General features: G+C 60.7%; 25 protein-coding genes and 2 pseudogenes. 6 read left to right on the forward strand and 21 right to left on the reverse strand.

The window, feature by feature from the left end; translation table 11 throughout:
• Window positions 1-22 precede the first annotated feature (22 nt).
• The 12 genes and pseudogenes from sS8_RS21060 to sS8_RS21115 all read right to left on the reverse strand — a co-directional run bounded on the left by sS8_RS21060 (window position 23) and on the right by sS8_RS21115 (window position 8,157).
• Window positions 23-754 (reverse strand): annotated as a pseudogene (locus tag sS8_RS21060) (IS1 family transposase).
• A gap of 52 nt (window positions 755-806) precedes the next feature.
• On the reverse strand, window positions 807-1,202 hold the full coding sequence (locus sS8_RS21065) for a VOC family protein (protein WP_119631484.1): 396 nt from the start codon (window positions 1,200-1,202) through the stop codon (window positions 807-809).
• 234 nt (window positions 1,203-1,436) lie between these two features.
• Window positions 1,437-2,075: a DUF2239 family protein gene (locus sS8_RS21070; RefSeq protein ID WP_119631485.1), complete on the reverse strand. Its 639-nt coding sequence runs from the start codon at window positions 2,073-2,075 to the stop codon at window positions 1,437-1,439.
• Between the two features lie 193 nt (window positions 2,076-2,268).
• Window positions 2,269-2,805 carry an SRPBCC family protein gene (locus tag sS8_RS21075; protein ID WP_119631486.1) on the reverse strand — a complete coding sequence of 179 codons (537 nt, stop codon included), beginning with the start codon at window positions 2,803-2,805 and terminating at the stop codon, window positions 2,269-2,271.
• Between the two features lie 278 nt (window positions 2,806-3,083).
• A complete protein-coding gene (locus sS8_RS21080; protein ID WP_119631487.1) occupies window positions 3,084-3,566 on the reverse strand; it encodes a DUF1579 domain-containing protein in 483 nt (160 codons plus the stop codon).
• Window positions 3,567-3,623: 57 nt separating this feature from the next.
• Entirely contained in the window at window positions 3,624-4,034 is a 411-nt protein-coding gene (locus tag sS8_RS21085) for a VOC family protein (RefSeq protein ID WP_119631488.1), read from the reverse strand.
• A 305-nt stretch (window positions 4,035-4,339) separates the two neighbouring features.
• The gene (locus tag sS8_RS21090; protein ID WP_119631489.1) at window positions 4,340-4,720 is read right to left on the reverse strand and encodes a YciI family protein; all 381 of its coding nucleotides are present in this window, start codon (window positions 4,718-4,720) and stop codon (window positions 4,340-4,342) included.
• Between the two features lie 49 nt (window positions 4,721-4,769).
• Window positions 4,770-5,114, reverse strand: a complete 345-nt coding sequence (locus sS8_RS21095; protein WP_119631490.1) for a YciI family protein — start codon at window positions 5,112-5,114, stop codon at window positions 4,770-4,772.
• The gene (locus sS8_RS21100) at window positions 5,111-5,347 is read right to left on the reverse strand and encodes a hypothetical protein (protein WP_145986635.1); all 237 of its coding nucleotides are present in this window, start codon (window positions 5,345-5,347) and stop codon (window positions 5,111-5,113) included. Before sS8_RS21100 ends, sS8_RS21095 begins: the two co-directional genes overlap by 4 nt.
• A 32-nt stretch (window positions 5,348-5,379) precedes the next feature.
• The gene (locus tag sS8_RS21105; protein ID WP_145986636.1) at window positions 5,380-5,952 is read right to left on the reverse strand and encodes a hypothetical protein; all 573 of its coding nucleotides are present in this window, start codon (window positions 5,950-5,952) and stop codon (window positions 5,380-5,382) included.
• A gap of 381 nt (window positions 5,953-6,333) precedes the next feature.
• Window positions 6,334-6,966: a glutathione S-transferase family protein gene (locus sS8_RS21110; protein ID WP_197716593.1), complete on the reverse strand. Its 633-nt coding sequence runs from the start codon at window positions 6,964-6,966 to the stop codon at window positions 6,334-6,336.
• Between the two features lie 15 nt (window positions 6,967-6,981).
• The gene (locus sS8_RS21115) at window positions 6,982-8,157 is read right to left on the reverse strand and encodes a methylated-DNA--[protein]-cysteine S-methyltransferase (RefSeq protein WP_119631493.1); all 1,176 of its coding nucleotides are present in this window, start codon (window positions 8,155-8,157) and stop codon (window positions 6,982-6,984) included.
• A gap of 216 nt (window positions 8,158-8,373) precedes the next feature.
• Here sS8_RS21115 and sS8_RS21120 point away from each other — a divergent pair, with 216 nt between their 5' ends.
• Together sS8_RS21120 and sS8_RS21125 are read left to right on the forward strand one after the other, a co-directional pair.
• A complete protein-coding gene (locus sS8_RS21120; RefSeq protein WP_170161200.1) occupies window positions 8,374-8,811 on the forward strand; it encodes a winged helix-turn-helix transcriptional regulator in 438 nt (145 codons plus the stop codon).
• Between the two features lie 151 nt (window positions 8,812-8,962).
• Complete coding sequence (locus sS8_RS21125) at window positions 8,963-9,550, forward strand: MAPEG family protein (protein WP_170161201.1); 588 nt, start codon at window positions 8,963-8,965, stop codon at window positions 9,548-9,550.
• A gap of 279 nt (window positions 9,551-9,829) precedes the next feature.
• Here the strand turns inward: sS8_RS21125 and sS8_RS30065 are convergent.
• From sS8_RS30065 to sS8_RS21145, 4 genes and pseudogenes are all read right to left on the reverse strand, one after another.
• Window positions 9,830-10,096 (reverse strand): annotated as a pseudogene (locus tag sS8_RS30065) (YybH family protein); the annotation flags it as partial.
• Between the two features lie 68 nt (window positions 10,097-10,164).
• The gene (locus sS8_RS21135) at window positions 10,165-10,512 is read right to left on the reverse strand and encodes a GFA family protein (protein ID WP_119631496.1); all 348 of its coding nucleotides are present in this window, start codon (window positions 10,510-10,512) and stop codon (window positions 10,165-10,167) included.
• A gap of 20 nt (window positions 10,513-10,532) precedes the next feature.
• The gene (locus sS8_RS21140) at window positions 10,533-10,946 is read right to left on the reverse strand and encodes a hypothetical protein (RefSeq protein ID WP_119631497.1); all 414 of its coding nucleotides are present in this window, start codon (window positions 10,944-10,946) and stop codon (window positions 10,533-10,535) included.
• Between the two features lie 163 nt (window positions 10,947-11,109).
• Window positions 11,110-12,237, reverse strand: a complete 1,128-nt coding sequence (locus sS8_RS21145; RefSeq protein ID WP_170161202.1) for a methyltransferase family protein — start codon at window positions 12,235-12,237, stop codon at window positions 11,110-11,112.
• A 149-nt stretch (window positions 12,238-12,386) separates the two neighbouring features.
• Between sS8_RS21145 and sS8_RS21150 the strand changes: the two genes are divergently transcribed.
• Both sS8_RS21150 and sS8_RS21155 read left to right on the forward strand, forming a co-directional pair.
• Window positions 12,387-13,124 (forward strand): response regulator, encoded by a 738-nt coding sequence (locus sS8_RS21150; protein ID WP_269461473.1) that lies wholly within the window; start codon window positions 12,387-12,389, stop codon window positions 13,122-13,124.
• A gap of 6 nt (window positions 13,125-13,130) precedes the next feature.
• Complete coding sequence (locus tag sS8_RS21155) at window positions 13,131-14,498, forward strand: ATP-binding protein (protein ID WP_119631499.1); 1,368 nt, start codon at window positions 13,131-13,133, stop codon at window positions 14,496-14,498.
• Between the two features lie 112 nt (window positions 14,499-14,610).
• Here the strand turns inward: sS8_RS21155 and sS8_RS21160 are convergent, their stop codons facing one another.
• The 3 genes from sS8_RS21160 to sS8_RS21170 all read right to left on the reverse strand — a co-directional run bounded on the left by sS8_RS21160 (window position 14,611) and on the right by sS8_RS21170 (window position 15,925).
• A complete protein-coding gene (locus sS8_RS21160; protein WP_197716594.1) occupies window positions 14,611-14,835 on the reverse strand; it encodes a GNAT family N-acetyltransferase in 225 nt (74 codons plus the stop codon).
• A gap of 203 nt (window positions 14,836-15,038) precedes the next feature.
• Window positions 15,039-15,452 (reverse strand): transposase family protein, encoded by a 414-nt coding sequence (locus sS8_RS21165; protein ID WP_119631500.1) that lies wholly within the window; start codon window positions 15,450-15,452, stop codon window positions 15,039-15,041.
• Window positions 15,449-15,925, reverse strand: coding sequence for a helix-turn-helix domain-containing protein (locus tag sS8_RS21170; protein ID WP_119631501.1), 477 nt, complete (start codon window positions 15,923-15,925; stop codon window positions 15,449-15,451). Before sS8_RS21170 ends, sS8_RS21165 begins: the two co-directional genes overlap by 4 nt.
• A 91-nt stretch (window positions 15,926-16,016) precedes the next feature.
• Between sS8_RS21170 and sS8_RS21175 the strand changes: the two genes are divergently transcribed.
• Window positions 16,017-16,430 (forward strand): reverse transcriptase domain-containing protein, encoded by a 414-nt coding sequence (locus sS8_RS21175; RefSeq protein ID WP_232020381.1) that lies wholly within the window; start codon window positions 16,017-16,019, stop codon window positions 16,428-16,430.
• Window positions 16,424-16,564, forward strand: a complete 141-nt coding sequence (locus tag sS8_RS28790) for a hypothetical protein (protein WP_197716596.1) — start codon at window positions 16,424-16,426, stop codon at window positions 16,562-16,564. The genes sS8_RS21175 and sS8_RS28790 overlap by 7 nt, the downstream gene beginning before the upstream one ends.
• Here the strand turns inward: sS8_RS28790 and sS8_RS21180 are convergent.
• Window positions 16,561-17,382, reverse strand: a complete 822-nt coding sequence (locus sS8_RS21180) for an NADPH-dependent oxidoreductase (RefSeq protein WP_119631502.1) — start codon at window positions 17,380-17,382, stop codon at window positions 16,561-16,563. The genes sS8_RS28790 and sS8_RS21180 overlap by 4 nt on opposite strands.
• A gap of 422 nt (window positions 17,383-17,804) precedes the next feature.
• Window positions 17,805-18,317 carry a formaldehyde-activating enzyme gene (fae, locus tag sS8_RS21190; protein WP_119631504.1) on the reverse strand — a complete coding sequence of 171 codons (513 nt, stop codon included), beginning with the start codon at window positions 18,315-18,317 and terminating at the stop codon, window positions 17,805-17,807.
• Window positions 18,318-18,611 lie beyond the last annotated feature (294 nt).

Genomic DNA, 18,611 nt, shown 5'->3' on the forward strand with positions numbered 1-18,611 from the left:
ACATGCCCGAACGGGTGGTGGGTCAATTTAGTTGAAAGCAGTGGCGATTAATGAAGAGGCCGATCACCCCATCGTGAAGCAACTCAGATTTTGAAAAGCAGATCGTTTTGCGAGTTAAGCGCTTGATGCGAGTGCGTAACAAAAGGTTTTTGTTTTCGATCTTTTGCGTATATTTCTTACCAATGACGTGCTGGTTTGCCGGAATGAACGCCGCATAGCTTGGCCAATCATCGGTGTAATAGGTTCGAATATTGAAAACGCGCAGATTGGCGATCAATTGTTCGCAAACGTCCTCTTTGCGCCGCCCAAACACAAATGACAAAATGCATCCGGTGGCGGCGTCGATGGCGTACCAGAGCCAACGTTGGTTCTTCTTGCGAGCCACATAGCTCCACTGTTCGTCCGCCTGAACATCCATCGGCGAATCAATAGAGATGCCTGATTTCCACGGCGATTTCCCGAGAGCCGATGTAAGGATTCACCGTGACCACTTCGGTGGACTTTTTTTCAGTGTAGACATGACTGTGTTTTTCCCAATCCCGAGAACACGAGCGGTATCTCGAATACCACTGCCATTCATCGCCATGTCAACAATCTGTTCTTTGATACCGGACTCGTAGGCCCGGTAAATGTATTCGGTCTTGAAGGTGCGCCCACAGTGCTTGCAACGAAAGCGGGGGTAACCACTCTGTGTACCATAGCGCACCACATCGGAACTTTTACAGTATTTGCACGGAATCGTTTGATAGGCCATTGGTCCAGTCAATGCTTAAGCTAAGAAATAATTGTACATTGTAGTATATAAACTACTTAAACCCACCGCCCCCGAACGGATCTTCCAGTGTGCCGGTGCGGTCACCGTAAAACTGGTCTTGTACCGGCCTGACAACTTTCGCGCCCGCGTTTACCGCGCGGGCAAACAGCGTATCCACGTCTTCCACGTACATATGGAGGCCGACCGACGAACCGCCCAGCGCCTCGGGGCTTCGGAACGCGCTCGTCTCGCACGGGTCGGCCATCATGATGGCCGAATCGCCGATTCGGATTTCGGCGTGCCCGATTTCACCGCCAGAGGCGGCCAGGCGAAAGAGTTCCACTGCGCCGAATGCCCGTTTGTAAAATTCGATGGCCTCGGCCGCACCTTTAATACTCAGGTACGGTGTCACGCTGTGGTAGCCGTCAGGGATGGGTTTAACGGTCATATCCTTGCTCCTTTCCGGTTGGAGATGATGGTTCAGGCTTTCGGCGATCCGAAACTCTATTCGAACCGCGTGCGCCGGTTTGCCGGAGCGTGCTTTGCCGCGGTTCAGCGGGGCGGTATTCGAAGACGCTGGCCACGCCCGAGAAAGCCGAAATCTTTCGCAAGTCGGCAGCCATTCCGGAATCCGGGGCTCAAACGCCCGGTCCGCGGGTGCTGCGCGAAGAAAGCCGTAGGTTCATGCCCGCGGCTGCGCCGTTTCCCGCTCGGGCCGGGTAATCGCAGCCGCTTCCGCCAGGGCGACCGCGTGGGTTCGTACGTCGTCCGGCCAGTTCGCGACAGCCTGGACCAACCGGCCGTGATCGCCGGCAAACAAGGCCCTGATGGCTTCTTCGAAGCCGGACTCGTTTCCGGCCATGGCATTCATGAATTTATAGGCCGCTTCCCGCGCCCGGCGGATCTGGTCGTCCTGCTTGTTCGCGCGCATGGCGTGCTCGACGAGTTTTCTCAGGGCCACCGAGGCGCCGCCGGGCTGAGAAGCCAGCCATTCCCAATGCCTAGGCAACAAGGTGACTTCCCGTGCCGTAACCCCGAGCTTCGGGCGTCCGGCCGCTCGCGGCACGCCGGCGGCTCCGTGCGGGGCCGGCTCGGCCGCGGGGACGGAGGTTTGCGGCAATCGGTCGAGAACCTCCGTCACCGAGCGGCGAAGATCGAGTTCCACGGGCCGGCTCGTCACGGCATCGAAAATCAAAACCATATCCTGGCTATCGGTATCGACGAAAGCCTTTACTTCGGAGGCCACGTCACGCGGCGGACCCAGGGCGATGCGTTTGGCGCCTGCAAACGCGATCCACATCGGTTGCGGGTTAATACTCATAAAAATGATCTCGTCAAAAAGTTACGAAATCATTTTACCCGGGTAAAAGACGGCGTCAATTTTACCCGGATAAAATATTGGCTGCTCATGCCGACGAATACCGCACCCTTCTTGGCGATGCCGTCCTGAATCGCGGCGCGGGCCGGTCAGGCCGTGCCGCACCCGGCAGTCTGCCCGGCAAAGTCCGGCACGCTCAGTGTCCGGGGTCCTCTGCGATGGCCTTCAGGCGCGCGAGACCGGCCTCGAAATCCTTGCCGATCATCTTGTCCATGCTGATGAAAATTCCGATGAGTTTGGAAATGTAGGGGAGGGGGCCGTACATGGCCCAGGTGGCTTGAGTGGTATCGCCCCTGGATTGCAGCGTGAACTCGACCATGTTGTGGGCCTCGAAAGGCCTGATGAAGTCCAGTTTCATCGCGATCCTGGACGGAGGAGACGACTCCGTGATTTCCATACGCCCCTGGCCGATTTCCTGGTTGCCGTCCCATTCGTACACGACGCCCTTGCCGTCCGGGGCGCCGCTGTAGGTTCGCTTCATCTCCGGGTCCTTTTTCTCGTACGGTGACCAGGAATTCATACTATGCAGATCGTTGATGAGAGGAAAGATCTTCTCCGGCGGCGCTTTGATGTCGGTGGTACGCTGGACACGGAAGGTGTCGGGTCTGGTCGCGGCATAGACGAGAACGGCGGCCAGCAGAAGAATGACTACGACGGCTACGATCCTTAACATGGTTTTTTCCGGGGTGTAAAACTGCGTGGAAAGGCACGGAGCCGAACCGGGCGATCAGGCCCCGGCCAGCCGCTCAGCCAGCGGGTCCAGGCATTCGCTCCAGCCTGCCGCGTGGCCGTCACGCGATCGGCGGGAGTCGAATAGGGCCAGGCGGAAGACCAGCCGGGTTTGTCCGTCGAAGTCTTCGGGGTTTACCGAAACCTCCGTCGTGTGCCGCGGCTTTCCCTCCTCGCCGAGTGTCTTCCTTGCTCCGAACCCGGAGGACGGTTTGATGCCAATTATATCTGCCGCCAGAAATTGGCCGACATAATCCGGTGCCAGTCGCCGTCCTCGCCCAGCACATAAGAGTTCATGACTCGGTGCTCGCTGCTCTTGAACTCGATGACGTCCCGGTATTTCGCCGATTTCCCCTGAACGGCGAAATCCGGTCCCGCGGTATTCAGGCTCAGAACCTGCCCGGCGACATCCAGCGAACCTTCGTAGACGAACAGCCAGCTCATCATCGACCCGAGCCAGGTGCCCACGAAGCGCTCCTTCTGCGAGTCGTGGCCCAGCGTCATCAAGGCCGTCGCCCTGCCGCCGCCGGGCATTTCGCCCCGACTTTCGCACAAGACCCAGATGCCGCCGAAAAAGCGCACGTTCTCCGTGCCGGTCGCTTTCTGCGGCGGCTTGCCGGGCTCGCACGCTCCCTCGATCTCGTAGGTCCAGTCCCCCACCAATTTTTGCAGCCATGGGTGTAAGTTTTGCGGTTCATGGTTCATGTCCGTCTCCTGGCAGCCGGATACCGGCCTTGTTTTCAGTTGCGGCGGGGAGCCGTCTCAACTCGGAACGATGATCATCCAGGCCACGCTGAAGCGGTCGGTGACCATGCCGAAGCATGGAGAAAAGAAGGTCTTGCCCAGGGGCAACTGGACCTGCCCGCCTTCGGCCAGCGCTCCGAACAAGCGTTGGGCCTCCGCTTCATTCGCCGCCGAAAGCGATAGCGAGAATCCTTGGAAGTTCGGCTTTCCCTGACAGAGCCCGTCGGAAGCATTCACCGTGGTCTCGCCGATGCGGAAGCTCGAATGCAGGATTTTATCCTCGGATCCGGGCGGGAGCGGACACTGGGAAGGCTCGGGGCTTTCCTTGTTGCGCAGCAGCATGGTGACTTCGGCGCCGAGCGCACTACGGTAAAAATCGATCGCCTCTTCGCAGCGGCCTTCGAAGAACAGATAAGGTTCGATACGCATGCTTGTCTCCTGGTTTGGGTTGGAGGATGGAAAAGCCCGCGAGGCCCGCTGCGTGAACCGAGCCTCGAGGAGGTTGAAAGTCTGTTCGTTATCCGGGCTTCGTCGTGGGCGGGTGTGCTGACGGTTGCATGGTCATGAGTCCTTCTCGACATTGACGGGATTTCGGGGAGCGGCAGCCCGGTAGTCGAACGAGCGACCGGGCAATCGACACTGCGATCTCCATTTCAGGTTGATACGTACGTTGACTCATGATGACCCGTTCCGGGCTGTTGTGGTGTCGGCGTCGGGTAGCCGTGATGCCGGCGTCATGGGCTTCCGTCGTAGCGCCTTTCCTCGCTCAGCACTTCTTCGATAGGCCGGACTTCAATGCTGCCGAGGCGCGCCGAAGGCCATTTCGATGCGATCCTGACGGCCTCTTCCAGATCCGGGGCTTCGATCAGAAAGAAGCCGCCCAGTTGTTCCTTGGTTTCGGCGAAGGGACCGTCCGTCACCGACAGTTCGCCGTTCCTGACGCGTACCGTCCGGGACGTGCGAACGCTCTTGAGGGCATGAGTGATGACCAGGTGGCCGCTCTCGCGCAGCGCTTCGACATAGGCGAGTGTCTCCCGCCGCAGGGCATCCCATTCGCCGGGGGACAGCGCATCGAGTTTTTCTTCCGCTTCGTACGCCAGGCACAGATATTTCATCGTTTTCTCTTGGGTTCGGTTTCAGGGATGGATGCGGTCGCCGCTGGCTTCATAGGACCAACTGCCTGACCGGACGCACCTCGATGCTGCCGACTCGGGCCGGCGGGATTTTTGCGGCAATCTGGATGGCCTCGTTGAGATCCTGGGCTTCGATCATGTAGAAACCGGCCAGTTGTTCCTTGGTTTCCGCGAAGGGACCGTCGGTGACCGAAACCTTGCCGCCGCGAACCCGCACGGTGGTCGCGGTCTGCACCGATTCGAGGGGGGCCGAGGCCAGCAGGTGTCCGCTCTCGCGGAGGGAATTCGCGCAGGCCAGGCATTCGGAGTCCTTGGGGCTTTCGGGCAGGCTGTGGAGCTTTTCTTCTTCGCTGTAGACCAGGCAAAGGTATTTCATGGTTTCCTCCTGAGCGTGATGTAAGGCGGTTGGCACTGGATAGTCGATAGGGACAGCCGGTTTTCGACACTGCCTTCCGTCATGCGGCCAAAAAATTTTTCCGGCGCCTCGAAAAACGACCGCGCATAGCGCTGCGACGACGTCGGACCAGTCCCGTGTCGAACCAGGGCGCGCGTCGGCTGCACGCGCTCGCCCGTCGACGCGATCTTCGCCGAAAGCGGTCGAATTCCCATGGCCGTTTCCCTCGACTTGCCGCGGTTTGTCATCAGCACTTCGGAGAGTTTCCGCGATATGCGATCGAATAGGGCTGGTCGAAGCACGCGATCAGGCGATCGACCACATCCAGATTCGGTACGGTGCCTTGAAGCGTCGGCCCCTTGGCGATTTCTTCCCGGAAATCGGCCAGTTTCTTGCGGTCACGTTCCAGAAAGGCGATCGTGGCACGGACATACGCGTTCCATTTGATCGGCGATTCCGCCGGCTCCTCGTTGTAAAGGGCGGACCTGAAGTGAGCCAGTGCCGCATCGTTCCGTTCCGCGGCAGCATAGAGCTGGCCTGCGTGAAACCGCAGATTCACCCGCTGCCATTCTGCGAGCTTCTCGGCTTCCCGCTCGTAGCGGTCGATGAGTTCGGCGGCTTCCAGCGGATTGCCCTGCTCGGCGATTTTCCGCCAGCCGCTTCCGGGGCGCTGGTCGAAATCCTGGTAGTCGAGTTGCAGTTCCCCGGTTTTCGCCGATTTCTCAAGGGCGTCGGGTGCTGAAACAAAAAGAACGGCTGCGGCGAACAGGATCGTCCAAGCAACTTTCGGCGACGGGATTCGGGTCACTGCAAGGCTCAAGGGACCGACTCCGGAAAAATGGGAAGGCTCCGATGAAGTCCTTCGACTGGCTCGGGGCGAATGGTGAAATATCGGTTTCGTCCGCGGCGCGTTTGTCCGGCGGCCTCGACGGTTTCGGGCATTTGCCTTTGCGCTTCGCTGAAGGGCGCATGCGGAAGAATCATTCAACACCTCCTTGGCTGGAGCGGCGGCCGTCCGGAATTTCCGGCGCATGGCGCCGCAATGTGTCCCTGCCCGGGCCGCCGCGGGCTTCGCGGTTCGGGACGGCGTCGATTTTCGAAGTACCGTTGGGCCAACCGGTTCTTAGGCAAAGGATTGCCGGCCTACGAATACCTCCGCTCGATAAGCGGTTCGTATGCCGTAGGGCTTTCCTGATTTTACTTAGCGCTGCGCCGCGGCCGGTTCGGCATCCTTGGCCCTGGCCCGTTCCACCGCCGGCCGCAGATTGATGCGATCGATGTAGGCCCTGATCGGCGGTGACTTCGGCACGAGCTTGAACGCCACGGACCAAGAGAGCGCGATGCTCCACAGCACATCCGCGGCGGTGAACTTCTCGCCCAGGATGTAAGGTCCTTTTGCGAGCTGATCGCTCAGCGTCTTCAACATGGTCTCGTAATCGCCGTAGGGCGAGGTCGAGCGCGGCGGCGGCTCGCGCTTCAACCTTTTGTCCACCAGGGCCGGTTCGAAACAGGAGCCGTAAAACACCAGCCAGCGCAGGTAGGGGCCGCGCAGCGGATTGCCAATGCCGGGCGCCAGTCCCGATTCCGCATAAAGGTCGGCGAGATAGATATAGATGGCCACCAGTTCGGTGACCACGGCATCAGCGTGCAACAGGGCGGGCACCTTGCCCATGGGGTTGATGGCCAAAAATTCCGGCTTGCGTTGCTCGCCCGCTTTCAGATCGAGCACCTTGAGCCGGTAATCGGCGCCGAGTTCTTCGAGCAGGGCGAGAGCACCGAGGGAGCGGGTGTTGGGAGCGTGAAACAGGGTAACTTGACGGTTTCCGTTCATCATTAAGTTCACTCTTGTTCAAAAGATTTCCGCATTGACGACATTCCAGAGGTATAGGGAAGCGACCGTGCGATAAGGTCGCCAGGCATCGCCCAAGGCCGAGAGTTGTTTGGGCGTGGGAACTTCCGGCATTCCGTAGACTTTCGCGATGCCTTTCCGAAGCGCATAGTCGTCGACCGGGAACACATCCATACGCCCCAGATTGAAGATGAGCAGCATTTCCACCGTCCACTTCCCGACGCCTCGAATCGAGGTCAGCCGCCTAACGACCTCTTCGTCGCTCAGAGCGACGATGGTTCGTGTGTCGGGCACGGTACCGTCCAGAGTCTTCGTCGCCAGATCCTTGAGCGCTGCGGTTTTCGCTTTCGACAGGCCCGCCTCCCGCAAGGCTTCGTCGGGGGTGCTCAGGAGTTCGCCCGGCTCCGGGATCGCCGCTGTCGGATACAGGGCTTTCACCCGGTTCAGGATGGTAGCCGCGGCTTTGGGCGTCAGCTGTTGGTGGACGACGGCGCTGAACAAAGCCGTGTAGGGAGAATGGCCGGTGTTCGGCTTGAATAGCACGGTCCGGGACAGGCACTCGGCGAGTTGCGGGTCCTGGGCTTTCAGCCGGGCTGCGGCGCGCCGGAGGTCCTGCACCGATTTGAGGGCGGGCGGCAAACCCCACGAAACCCCTTCGACGGCCAGCATCCGGGACTTGGTCGCCAGGCCTCCCGGGGCCGAGAATCCGCCGGGTTTGCCGCCAGCGGCCAGAACCCGGTGGCAGGGTATGATGAGAGGGATCGGGTTTTTCCCCAGGGCCTGGCCGACGGCTCTTGCCGCGCCGGGACGCGCCACGGCTTCGGCGATCTCGCCGTAAGTCGCGGTCCGCCCCGCCGGGATGGCGCGAGCAGCGGCGTACACCTGCCGTGCGAACGGTCCGACGTGATCGAGCCCGACTTCGATGTCCCGAAAATCTTCCGCTTCTCCCCCGAGATGCCTGCGGATTCTTTCAATGATGGCGGCAATCGCCGGCGGCGCGCTCGAGGGGCGCGCGCCGGATTCCCGCGCGATCCGCGCTTCCGTCGCCTGCACGGTAGCGTCGGGAAGCTGAAACGAGACCACCGCGGGCGGGGCGCCTTCGGGCCCGCCGTCGCGCCAGGCGAGGCCGCAGGGACCGAGCGGGGTGTCGAAGACACAGTAGTGGGGCGGCTTCATGGAGAACGTTCCTCGTGATCGGCGCAGACGGCTCATATCGCGGTCAGAGAGCTTTTGAGGGCAGGCCGGCAACGAATTCGACGGCCAGGGCGACATAATGCTGGAGTTGATGTTCTTCATGGAAACTTTCCAAGGCTTAAAATACTTGCATATGACAAGTGTTTTTGAAACTACTGCACGTGCTTGCGTAATGCAAGTGAAATTCGGAGATACGTTTTGCCGAAACTGTTATGCCATAGCGACACTTCGCCCTGTCCGCTGGCTCATGCCCTGGATATCATCGGCGATCGGTGGACGCTATTGATCGTCCGCGACCTGCTGCTCCGTAACCTGCACGAGTACAAAGAGCTTCTCAATTCCTTCGAAGGCATTTCCACCAACATTTTGACGGACCGGCTGCGCCGGTTGGTCCAGACAGGTCTGGTCAAATCGGTTCCGCATCCCGAAAGCAAGACCCGTAAGCTGTACTATCTGACACCCTCCGGCAAGGCGCTGGTCCATGTCATGCTCGAAATCGTCAAATGGTCCAGCGAGCATGTGGGTAGCGCAAAAATCCCGCCCGAGATTGCCGCGCAACTGGAGAACGACCCGGGTGAATTCGTCCGAAAAGTGCTGGAAAAACTGGAACGCTGGGAAGCCGAGCACTTGGCCTGAATCGTCTCGCGAGCCGAGCCGGCACTTGTCAATGGCGAGATCCTGTGCGGCAGTAAATTACTTGCATAAAACAAGTAATAACGGTCAAGCGTCTCGTAGGGCTCAGCGATGCGCCCCGAAATCATCCGGACTCGCGACAAGGAGCGAAACCATGACCAACCCTTCCAGGCAGCACGGACACCTTCAGGCCGATTGGCCATCCGAGAAAGCCCCCAGGGACACGCTCGTCAGAACCTACACCTTGGTCGGCATCATCCTCGCAGTATTCGCCGAGGGGCTGGCGGCGGTCGTCCGGATGACGCCGGCGACCGGCGACGGCCAGCTCAATCCGGGCATGCTGATCGAGCCGGTCGTGGCGCTTGCGGGCCTTACGGCCATCGTGACGGTCCTGATGATCGTCTACAGAAACCTCGCATTCATCCGGGGCATGGCATCGGAGCGCTACTTCCGGACCTATGCGTCGGAAGCGCCCGCCGAATGGATCGAACGTCCGGCCAGAGCGTACATGAATCTCCTGGAACTCCCGGTCCTCTTCTACGTTGTCTGTTCGTTCATGTTGACGACCGGCAAGTTCGACCGCGTGCAGGTCGCGCTGGCCTGGATTTTCGTGGCAACCCGCTGTACCCATGCCCTGATCCATATCGGCTCCAATTACGTGCCGATCCGGTTTGCCGCATTTTTTGCCGGGTTCATTACGCTCATTGTCATCTGGACCAGGTTTGCCGCGCAGAACATCTGAAACCACTCGGGGCGATGCCGACCCCATGCCCAGTCCCGGCTTCATCCAAGCGGTGAAGTCGGTAGGAAGGACGACGGCCACAATCCATGCGGCGTTTCGACGCCACCCAAGCGGCCAACGGCCGTTTCTAGGATGATGCCCCGTCGCTCGTCTCCGGCGGCGCGGCGGCCAGCAGGTTGGCATCGCGAAAAACCGTCCACATCCCGTCGTTTGTCTTGCGGAGGATGGTGAGCGTGTCGCCCGTCCTGCGCATCGGAGAGCCCCCCGCAGGGGCGTTACTGTGACCGCCAGGCGATTCCAGCAATATGCCCAGTTTCCCGCAATCTCGATCTCCTGGATCTTGCCCTCCGCTTGCAGGCGGTGGGTTTGCAGCACGCTGCGAAAGCTCCCTTCGAAGGTTTGGCGGCCGCGCATCGGAGCTTGTCCCGCGGTCAGGAAAACCACGTCTTCCGACATGAGAGGCAGAATCCTGGATACCTCGCCGGCTGCGGTTGCACGATGCCAGGCCGCGACCAATTCGCGTATGGATTGCTCGTCGTGGGTCATGTACGGCTCCTTGCTGAAACGGTTCAAAAGCGGTTTGCCTGGTCGATGTCGCCGGTTACGAGGCCCTGTCAGAGACTGCGCCCATCGAAGCGCCTGATCGGTATCTGTGATAAATCGACGCCTTCGAGGCAGCGGGCATTGATGGCCGCCATGGCCTCGCCCGAAGCAACCGTTCCTTCGCCATAGGTATGAATTCCGCAGTGGGCACAGAAGCGGTGCCTGATCTTGTGGGTATGGAAGGTGTAGGTCGAGAGCTCTTGTTCCGGCGTCAGCAGGCGAAGCTGCCGGCGCGGCACGAACCAGAGCAGAGAGCCGCGTTTGCTGCAGATCGAACAATTGCACTCGACGAGGTGATCGATATCGCCCTCGACCTCAAAACCGGTGTGCCCGCAATGGCAGCTACCCAGGTAAATCATCGCCGCATTCCTTAAGAGAACTATTCGTCGAGATCCGTGCCGTCCGAATTTTTGATGATCCGGCTACCCACTCCGCTGCTGCTCACGGCAACATGGACATTCTCGGGCAGATCTATGGACGTTCCTACGCCGGACAACTGTATGGATTGCACCGACGCGCCGGCCGCAACGGTAATCCTATGATTGACTCCGCTGACCCACAATGTCCTGATGGCGCTCCCCGAAGGCACCCGAACGGTATTGCCGTCGCCCGACACGTAGAGGTCGAACAGTCTCGCATGCGAGGCCGATACATCTCGTCTTGCCCCGGAAATCTTGACCGTCGCTACATCGTCGGCTCCGCTCGCGCCGCCCAAAGATTTTTCCGTACAACCTGAGCCGAAAGCCGCCAACGCCGCCGCGACAAAGAATCCTGCAAGACCATGCAACCTCATAGCGAATCTCCGTGATTATTGTTAAACCTAAAAATCGGCAGTCCAATCTATTTATCCCGTACGGCGCACGCATGCCGCAGGTCCGCCCCGGCCGCGAAGCCGGGGCCGCCCGGGTTACCTCGGGCTTTCTACTCCACCAAACCGATCCACTGCCGCTTTCAGCTTAGAACAAAGGTGTCGGAATATCGCCCCACATGACGTGAGCAGGGGGCTTTCCGATCGCGGAAACCTTGCCGACAGCGATGTCGACATCCACCGACAGCAACGGATCGATGCCATGGGCCGAGCGGACGATGTCCTTCCCGGCCGCGCCCATTTCGTGGGTGCGCGCCCGGCTGAACAGGATCTTGTAAAACCGTCTGTCGAAATTCGCCGGTGCCTGGTGGCCTGCCCGCCCTGGTGCAACCTCGATCGGCAAATCGGCCAGATGCCAGTCCCGAGGTACCACGTGGATCACCAGAGGATCCGCGCCGAAGCGGGCCAGCAGCTGCGGGACTTCGGAGTTCTTAAAGGCGGTGCGATAGGCCGCGAGTAGTTCCTCCTTGCTGAGCGGAGCGGGCGACAGGACGGCGGCGCGGTCGGGGTAAACCGCCGTGATTTCCGAAAGCGTATATTCCCGCAAACCGAAGCCGATGAGCAAGGTGGCAATGAGGCTCGCGACGGCAATCGGCACGCCGAGTCCGCTCCGGGGCTGTTCGCCAAGACTGGCGGAATGCGGGATGAACGGTAGAATCGGCGGAGTGCGGGCTTGGTAGTCGCGGTACGCCTGGCCGAATTGCGCTTCGCAGCGTCGCTCTTCCAGTGTGGCGAGATAGCGGTACATGAATAGCATCGCGACGTAAGCCACCAAGACCAGAAAGCGCGGCCACATCAGCAGCGTGCCGAACCCCAGCAGCGCCAGGGCGGTGTATTGCGGATGGCGGCTGAACGCATAAAGGCCGGTCGTGACCAATCCTTTCCGGCGAAATTTATTCCAATAGAGCTGGCCCGCCGCGGCCAGGAACCATGCCAGGCCGATCAGGGTACTAATCCCCCCGATCCAGGGGAGTGCATTGAGGACCGGACTCCGGGTCGTGGAAATGTGCGGCAGAAAGAACTGGGTCAGCCAGGCCGTAGCTTCCCAACGGTTGAGCACGTTCAACGCCGGTCCGTACAAGGCGTAAAAATAGAGGGCTGCCGGACTGATCATGAACAGGATCTCGAAACCGATGATCAGATAAACGATCCATGCGGCGGGTTTCATCAGCCGTGACCGGGCAGCGGAATTCTCGGGTTCGAACGGGTTGTACATGATTGACGACCTCTCCATTTGGGCTGGACAACACGATATTCCCTATCGGTTACCGAACGGTTTCGCGGAGCGGCAGATTTGTAACGGCCGATTTCAATTGCGCCGCCTGTTACCGGGTGTTACAAAATTTTTCCGCCAGGTCGCAAAAGATGTCTGACAATCCGCTCATGTCGCATGCTCCCCGTATTTTGATCGTAGACGACGATCGCGAACTCCGCCAACTGTTGTCCGGTTTTCTCGCTCGGCAAGGATTTCGGGCGGAGATCGCTGCCGATGGCCGGGCCATGTTCAAATTTCTGGACGCCGCGCGTTTCGACCTGGTGGTGCTGGATTTGATGCTGCCCGGCGAAGACGGCCTCGCCCTGTGCCGCCGGCTGCGAGCGACTTCGAACCTGCCGGTCATCATGCTCACCGCGCTTGCCGAGGAGACCGACCGTATCGTCGGACTGGAAATGGGCGCCGACGATTATGTCGTGAAGCCGTTCAGCCCCCGCGAACTCCTGGCCCGAATCAAGGCCGTGCTGAGGCGTACCGGCGGAACGCCGAGCGGCCCGTCCGACGGCGCCAGGACACTGGTGTTCGAGGGCTGGCGGCTGAATCTCGCCAAACGCGAGCTGCATTCGCCCGAGGGCGTACTGATGCCTCTGACCAGCGGCGAGTTCGATCTCTTGGCCGCTTTCGCCGAACATCCGCAACGCGTGTTGAGCCGCGATCTGTTGCTGGACCTGACCAAGGGACGCATCGCCGGCCCTTACGACCGCAGCATCGACGTACAGCTGAGCCGCTTGCGGCGCAAGATCGAAGCCGATCCGAACGATCCCGCGCTGATCAAGACCGTGCGCGGCGGCGGCTATATCTTCGCGCCCCCGGTCGAGCGCGAGAAGTAACGGCGGATGAGACTCTGGCCCGACACCCTGGCCGGCCGAATCCTCGGGCTGCTCGTTGCGGGGCTCTTCCTCACCATGATCGCGAGCTTGTCGATCTATATGCTGGACCTGTTCCACGGCAAAGGATGGGACGAGACTTTCCGAACCATGCACCGGACCGCCGTCGTCGCCTCGATACTGAACCGGGCGCCGCCCGATTTGCGTCCGACATTGGTTCCCGTCTTGAGCGATCCCGCGCTGACGGTGGCTTGGCAGCCGGGAAAGACGCCGCCGGTCATGGCAAGCGACGCGATGACCCGCCATTTGGCGCGCGATGTCCGCGTACTTTCGAAGCCTTATGGCCTGGATCGGGTCGAGGCGGGATATACGGCCGAATCGCAGCCGTCGGCATCGGACCGGCTGATGGCGGCGCCCGTGCCGCCGCAAGTCTGGGTAGCGCTTTCGGACGGCACCTGGCTGCGGTTCTCGATAGCCCTGGACCGTGTCGGCGCCCTTGCCACCTTGCGCTTACTGCTGGCGGCAGGCGTGTCTGCCGTCGGCATCATGGCGCTCGGGTTTTGGGCCGCGCGCAAGGTGACCGCGCCGCTGGCCCGGTTCGCCCTTGCCGCGCAACGGCTGGGCGCCAATATGGATGCGCCGCCCATGAGCGAGACCGGACCCCGCGAAATCCGCCATGCCGCCGTAGCCTTTAACGACATGCAGAACCGCATACGCCGCCTGATCGAAGACCGCACCCTGATGCTGGGCGCAATCTCCCATGACGTGAGAACCGCGCTGACCCGGCTGAGATTCCGCACCGAACTGATCGAAGACCCCGGCCAACGCCGGAAAGCCGCCGCCGACCTGGACCAGATGGAAGCGATGCTGAATGCGAGCCTGTCGTTCGCACGCGACGATGCAGCGGCAGAGGCTCCGACCGTCCTCGACCTGTCGGTGCTGCTGCAAAGCCTATGCGACGATTTCGCCGATGCCGGCAGGCCGGTCTCATACGAGGGACCCTTGCATCTGAAATATCTCGGCCGCCCCGTGTCCCTGCGCCGTGCGTTCGCCAACCTCATCGACAACGCCGTGACCTACGGGTATGCGGCGGACGTGGTGCTGGCCGACAACGGCGACGCCATCGAAGTTTGCATCGGCGACCGGGGGCCCGGCATTCCCGAAGCGATGCGGGACCGGGTCTTCGCCCCGTTCTTCCGGCTGGAGTCCTCGCGCAGCCGCAAAACCGGCGGCACCGGGCTGGGGCTCTCCATCGCCCGCATGGTGGTGCGCCGCCATGGCGGGGAGATCGTACTGGACGATCGCGCGGGCGGTGGACTGTTGGTAAAGATTACTTTGCCGGCGGTGCCGAGCTCGGTTTTATCGGCGCCTGAATGAAATCGGCGATGACGATGTGGTTGGCAACCCTTTGCCGACAAGGACGTCTACGAATCAATCCGCCCGGGAATCAGCGAATAGACCGCGGCGGGCTGGGGCTGCCCGTTAAGGATTAGCCGATTGCGGGCAATGCATTCGAACGCCGCTCCACTTTTTCCGCGACCCGCCGGCTGGCGTAATTATTTACGACGGCCACGAATTCCAGGCGCGTCAATCCGATCCGGGAAAAATCGAAAGGCGCGACGAGACGAACCGCCCGCGTGGCAATGCCTTGTCCCTGCCGGGATTGTTTCACCCAATAGTCGATGTTGCCGAAACAAGAGGGATGTCCCAGCAAACCGTGACATCAATTGGGCTGAGATACGAAGCCCAACGCTCAGCGGAACGCAACCCATCTGCAATGCCCCCGCGACGAGCCGGAAGCCCGAGCCTACGGAAAGAACCGAGGCCGCCGACCGCAAATTTAGGAATTTAGCTTTTGCTAAACAATAGACGTTATTGGAAACTGGTTTTCATATACTTTTGGGACCGCGGCTGCCGTCAATAACTGTGATGGCGGCAGTGGCTTCTATAATTGTGCAGGCCGCAGTCAAGTTCCATGACGACATCGTCGAAGCCGTGCTTGGTATTCCTGAACACGTCCTTGACGATGCGGCAACGCTTGACCCCCGCGATGATGTGCTCGATGACTAGGCGGATGCTCGAGATGAGCCGGTTGGCCTCCTTCTCCTCAGCCGAGAGCGTGCCGCCGCGTGGCTTCTTCTTGGGCTGGTAGATCGTGACCCCGGGCAGTTCGTGTCCTTGGAAGGCGCTGTCGCGGTAAAGTTCGGCCTCGTCGGGGAGGCGCATCCCTTCCTCGTCGCAAATTTTCTGGTCGTGCTTCTTGCCTTCATGCACGGCGCCGAGGTACTTGACTTGCCTGTCCTCCAGGCCGCCCACCAGGTTGTTTTTCACAGTGTGGCATTTTTTTTACCGATGTAGTGGACACGCTGACCGAGCTTGTCGGCGGGGCGGTTAACGCGCCGTTCCGTACCGTCGATGCCAAGGTCCTGCGGCCGTTCCTTCGCCAGCCTGGACAGCATCTCCTCGGTGAGGCGGGCGGGCCTGTGATCACTAGCCTCAAGGGTCTTGCCAAGCACGGCGGCCAACTGGTGGATCAGGAAATGGGCTTGAGGCTGACTGAGGCCGAACAGATGCGCGATGACCTCCTGCAGGGGGTAAGTCTTCAGGTAGAACAGGATGAACAACAGCCGGTCGGCCATGGTCGCGATCACCGGGGGACGCCCGCCCTTGGAGGCGTCTGTTCCGGTCATTTCTTTCCAGGCGGTCGTAAAGTGGACCAATAGCTCGTCGAATTCGGAAGGCTTCAGGCTGGTCATAGCCATCAAGGTCTTGGGTTTCCCCTTGAGATCTTCGTAGCAAAGCATCGTTCAGGTTCAATCGGTGTTGTAGTCAGTGAGATACGATTATACCGGTTTCCGATAATGTCTCTTGTTGCGCGTATGGATACCCAAGGCCATGGGCGGACAACGTCCTTTGGGCATACCCACCGTTCGGGATCGAGTGGTACAGATGGCGGTGCTGCTGATCATAGGTCCAATCTTCGAAGTCGACCTGTTACCGCGGCAATACGGATTTCGCCCCGGTTTAGATGCCAAGATGGCGATCCGGACGCTTCATTTCGGCATCGCTCAACGGGGGAAACGGGAGGTGGTGGATGCGGATTTATCCGACTACTTCAACACGATTCCCCATGGCGAGTTGATGCGCTGTGTGAGCCGTCGGATCAGGGATGGCATGGTGCTGTCCGTCATCCGGCAATGGCTGAATGCAGCCGTCGTTGAACGGGATGAAAACGGCGAGCGCCGGACCACGGAAGCCAGGGACAAACACCGGGGCACGCCCCAGGGGGAATTATCTCTCCCTTGCTGAGCAATCTGTACTTACGGCGATTCCTGCTGGCCTGGCAGAAATTCGGCTTTGCCCAACGGCTGCGTGCCGAAGTGGTGAATTACGCCGATGATCTTAGTCGTAAAGGGCTGTTCGGCATTGTCGGCCTCGCTTAGCGCAGTTTGAAGCCAAGGGCGTTCAGTGCCTCCCGCAAGCGGACTCGGGTGGCCAATTTGTCGGGTCCGGATACCCTACGCGCGGAATGTTCCGACCAGTCGCCGGCCGTCGCCATGTTCTGCTCGGAATAGAATGCCGACATAATGCCGTCGTAGCGCCGAACGGCGTCGTCCTGGCTTTCCAGGCGGTAGGTTTCCCGGTGCAGCACCGCGTCCTGCGGCAGCCGCGGCTTGACCGCCGGCGTCGCCGCCGGGTCCGGATGGCCGACTACGAGACCGAATACGGGGAACACGCCCTCCGGAAGCCCCAGTTCGGCCGCCACTTTCTCAGGATGGTTGCGCATGGCGCCGATGTAAACCGTGCCGAGTCCCAGGGATTCCGCGGCGACCACGGCGTTTTGTGCGGCCAGGCTGGCGTCCACCGTGGCCATCACGAACATCTCGAGATAATCGAGCCCCTCGGCGGGAATGCCGCGCAGGGCGGCAACGCGGCGGAGCCTGGCAAGATCCGCCAGCCAGACCAGGAACAGCGGCGCCTGCCGGATATGGGCCTGGTCCCCGGCCAGGATCGAGAGGCGCTGCCGGCGTTCCGCGTCCTCGACCGCCACCACGCTCCAGAGTTGCAGATTGGACGAGCTGGCCGCCGATTGCGCCGCGGACACCAGGGTTTCCAGCGTTCCGGCGGGCAAGGGTTCGGACGAATAGGCCCGTACCGAGCGGTGCGACAAGAGTCTTTCCAGGACTGGGTTCCAGGCGATGCTGTGTGGAGCCTGGTCATGGCCGTAGCGGGATTCGAGCAGGTTATGGGCTGGGTTCATGGTCTGTGTCTCGTTGGTTTCCAAAGGGCCGGCCGCCGCCGCGGCCGAGCGGTTTCGGCAAACGCCGGAATTCGGCGCGGAAACGGATCGGTGCGTCGGTTGCGGCCGGGTTGTTGCGGAAACACGATATCGCCCACGGTCCGGCGATGTCGATAGGCAAAGTGCGATTCGGGAAGCGGCTCACGCCGTCGATCGGCCGGTGCCGCGCTTTCCGCGGAAGGCTTTCAGAACCGGATCGCGGCCTTTGAGGGCAAGGCGCTTTTTGCAGATTTCCCGACAGGGTGCGCTGGGAATCGCTGTGGCGTGACTGCCGTTTCCCGCCTAGCCGCCGTCGGCCCGTGAATGAGCATAACCGGCCCCTCGATGCCTGGCTTCGGGCGGGTATCGAGGGACGGAGATCGGCATTTGCAGTATGGCTTTTCCTATCGGTGCGCCTGGAAGGGATGATCGATCGAACCCTTGCGCTCGATAACCTCGGCGATGCTGGGCTCGCCCGCTATGGCCCGCTTGATGGCCTGGCGGGTGGCAGCGTAGTTGTAGTCCTGGATTTTGTTGTCGTCCGCGGCCAGCCAATGGATGAACACCCCTACGGAAATGAAGATATCATCGGCCTCGCCGGCCGGAATCGTGCCATCCTCCACCGAGTCGGCCACGGCGAGGGCAACGCCGCGCTGGGCTGGACCGAACAGCTGGGTCGCCTGCTTGCCGTTCTTGATGGTGACCTTGTTGTACAGGATAGTGTGCGGTTTGACCGGGAGATTCGGCGCGACCACGGCCAGCAGGGCGGTAAAGCCGTGCTTGTTGTTGACCAGGGCATTGGCGAATGCCGCCTCGGCGGAACTGTTGCGCGGTCCCAGAATAAGATCGATATGGGCGATCTCGTTGCCTTCGCCCACCAGGGCTTCACCGACCAAAAGCGTATTGATCTTGCTCACTCTAGATTCCTCGGGTTGGAGACGATGAAATGAACCTCCGCATGGCGAGATCAACGGCAAACGTCGAAATCGTGAAAGCGGACGGCTGGTTTGAGTCAGAATCCGTGCCAGTGGCTTAAGGCCTTGATCGAGCGAGTATTCCCGGCTCCGGCCGGCGGAAAGTGTTTCGCATTCAGCAACGATTGTTTCGACTTTGCTGGCAGGGCAGCACGCGATCGTTGGGAACCGGTCCAGCGGAGTATGGGAAGAGCGGATGCGCTGTCGTCCGTGCTGGTGTCGCGGCGCCTCGGGCAT

Origin of the sequence: Methylocaldum marinum (assembly GCF_003584645.1) — a bacterium.
GTDB lineage: Bacteria > Pseudomonadota > Gammaproteobacteria > Methylococcales > Methylococcaceae > Methylocaldum > Methylocaldum marinum.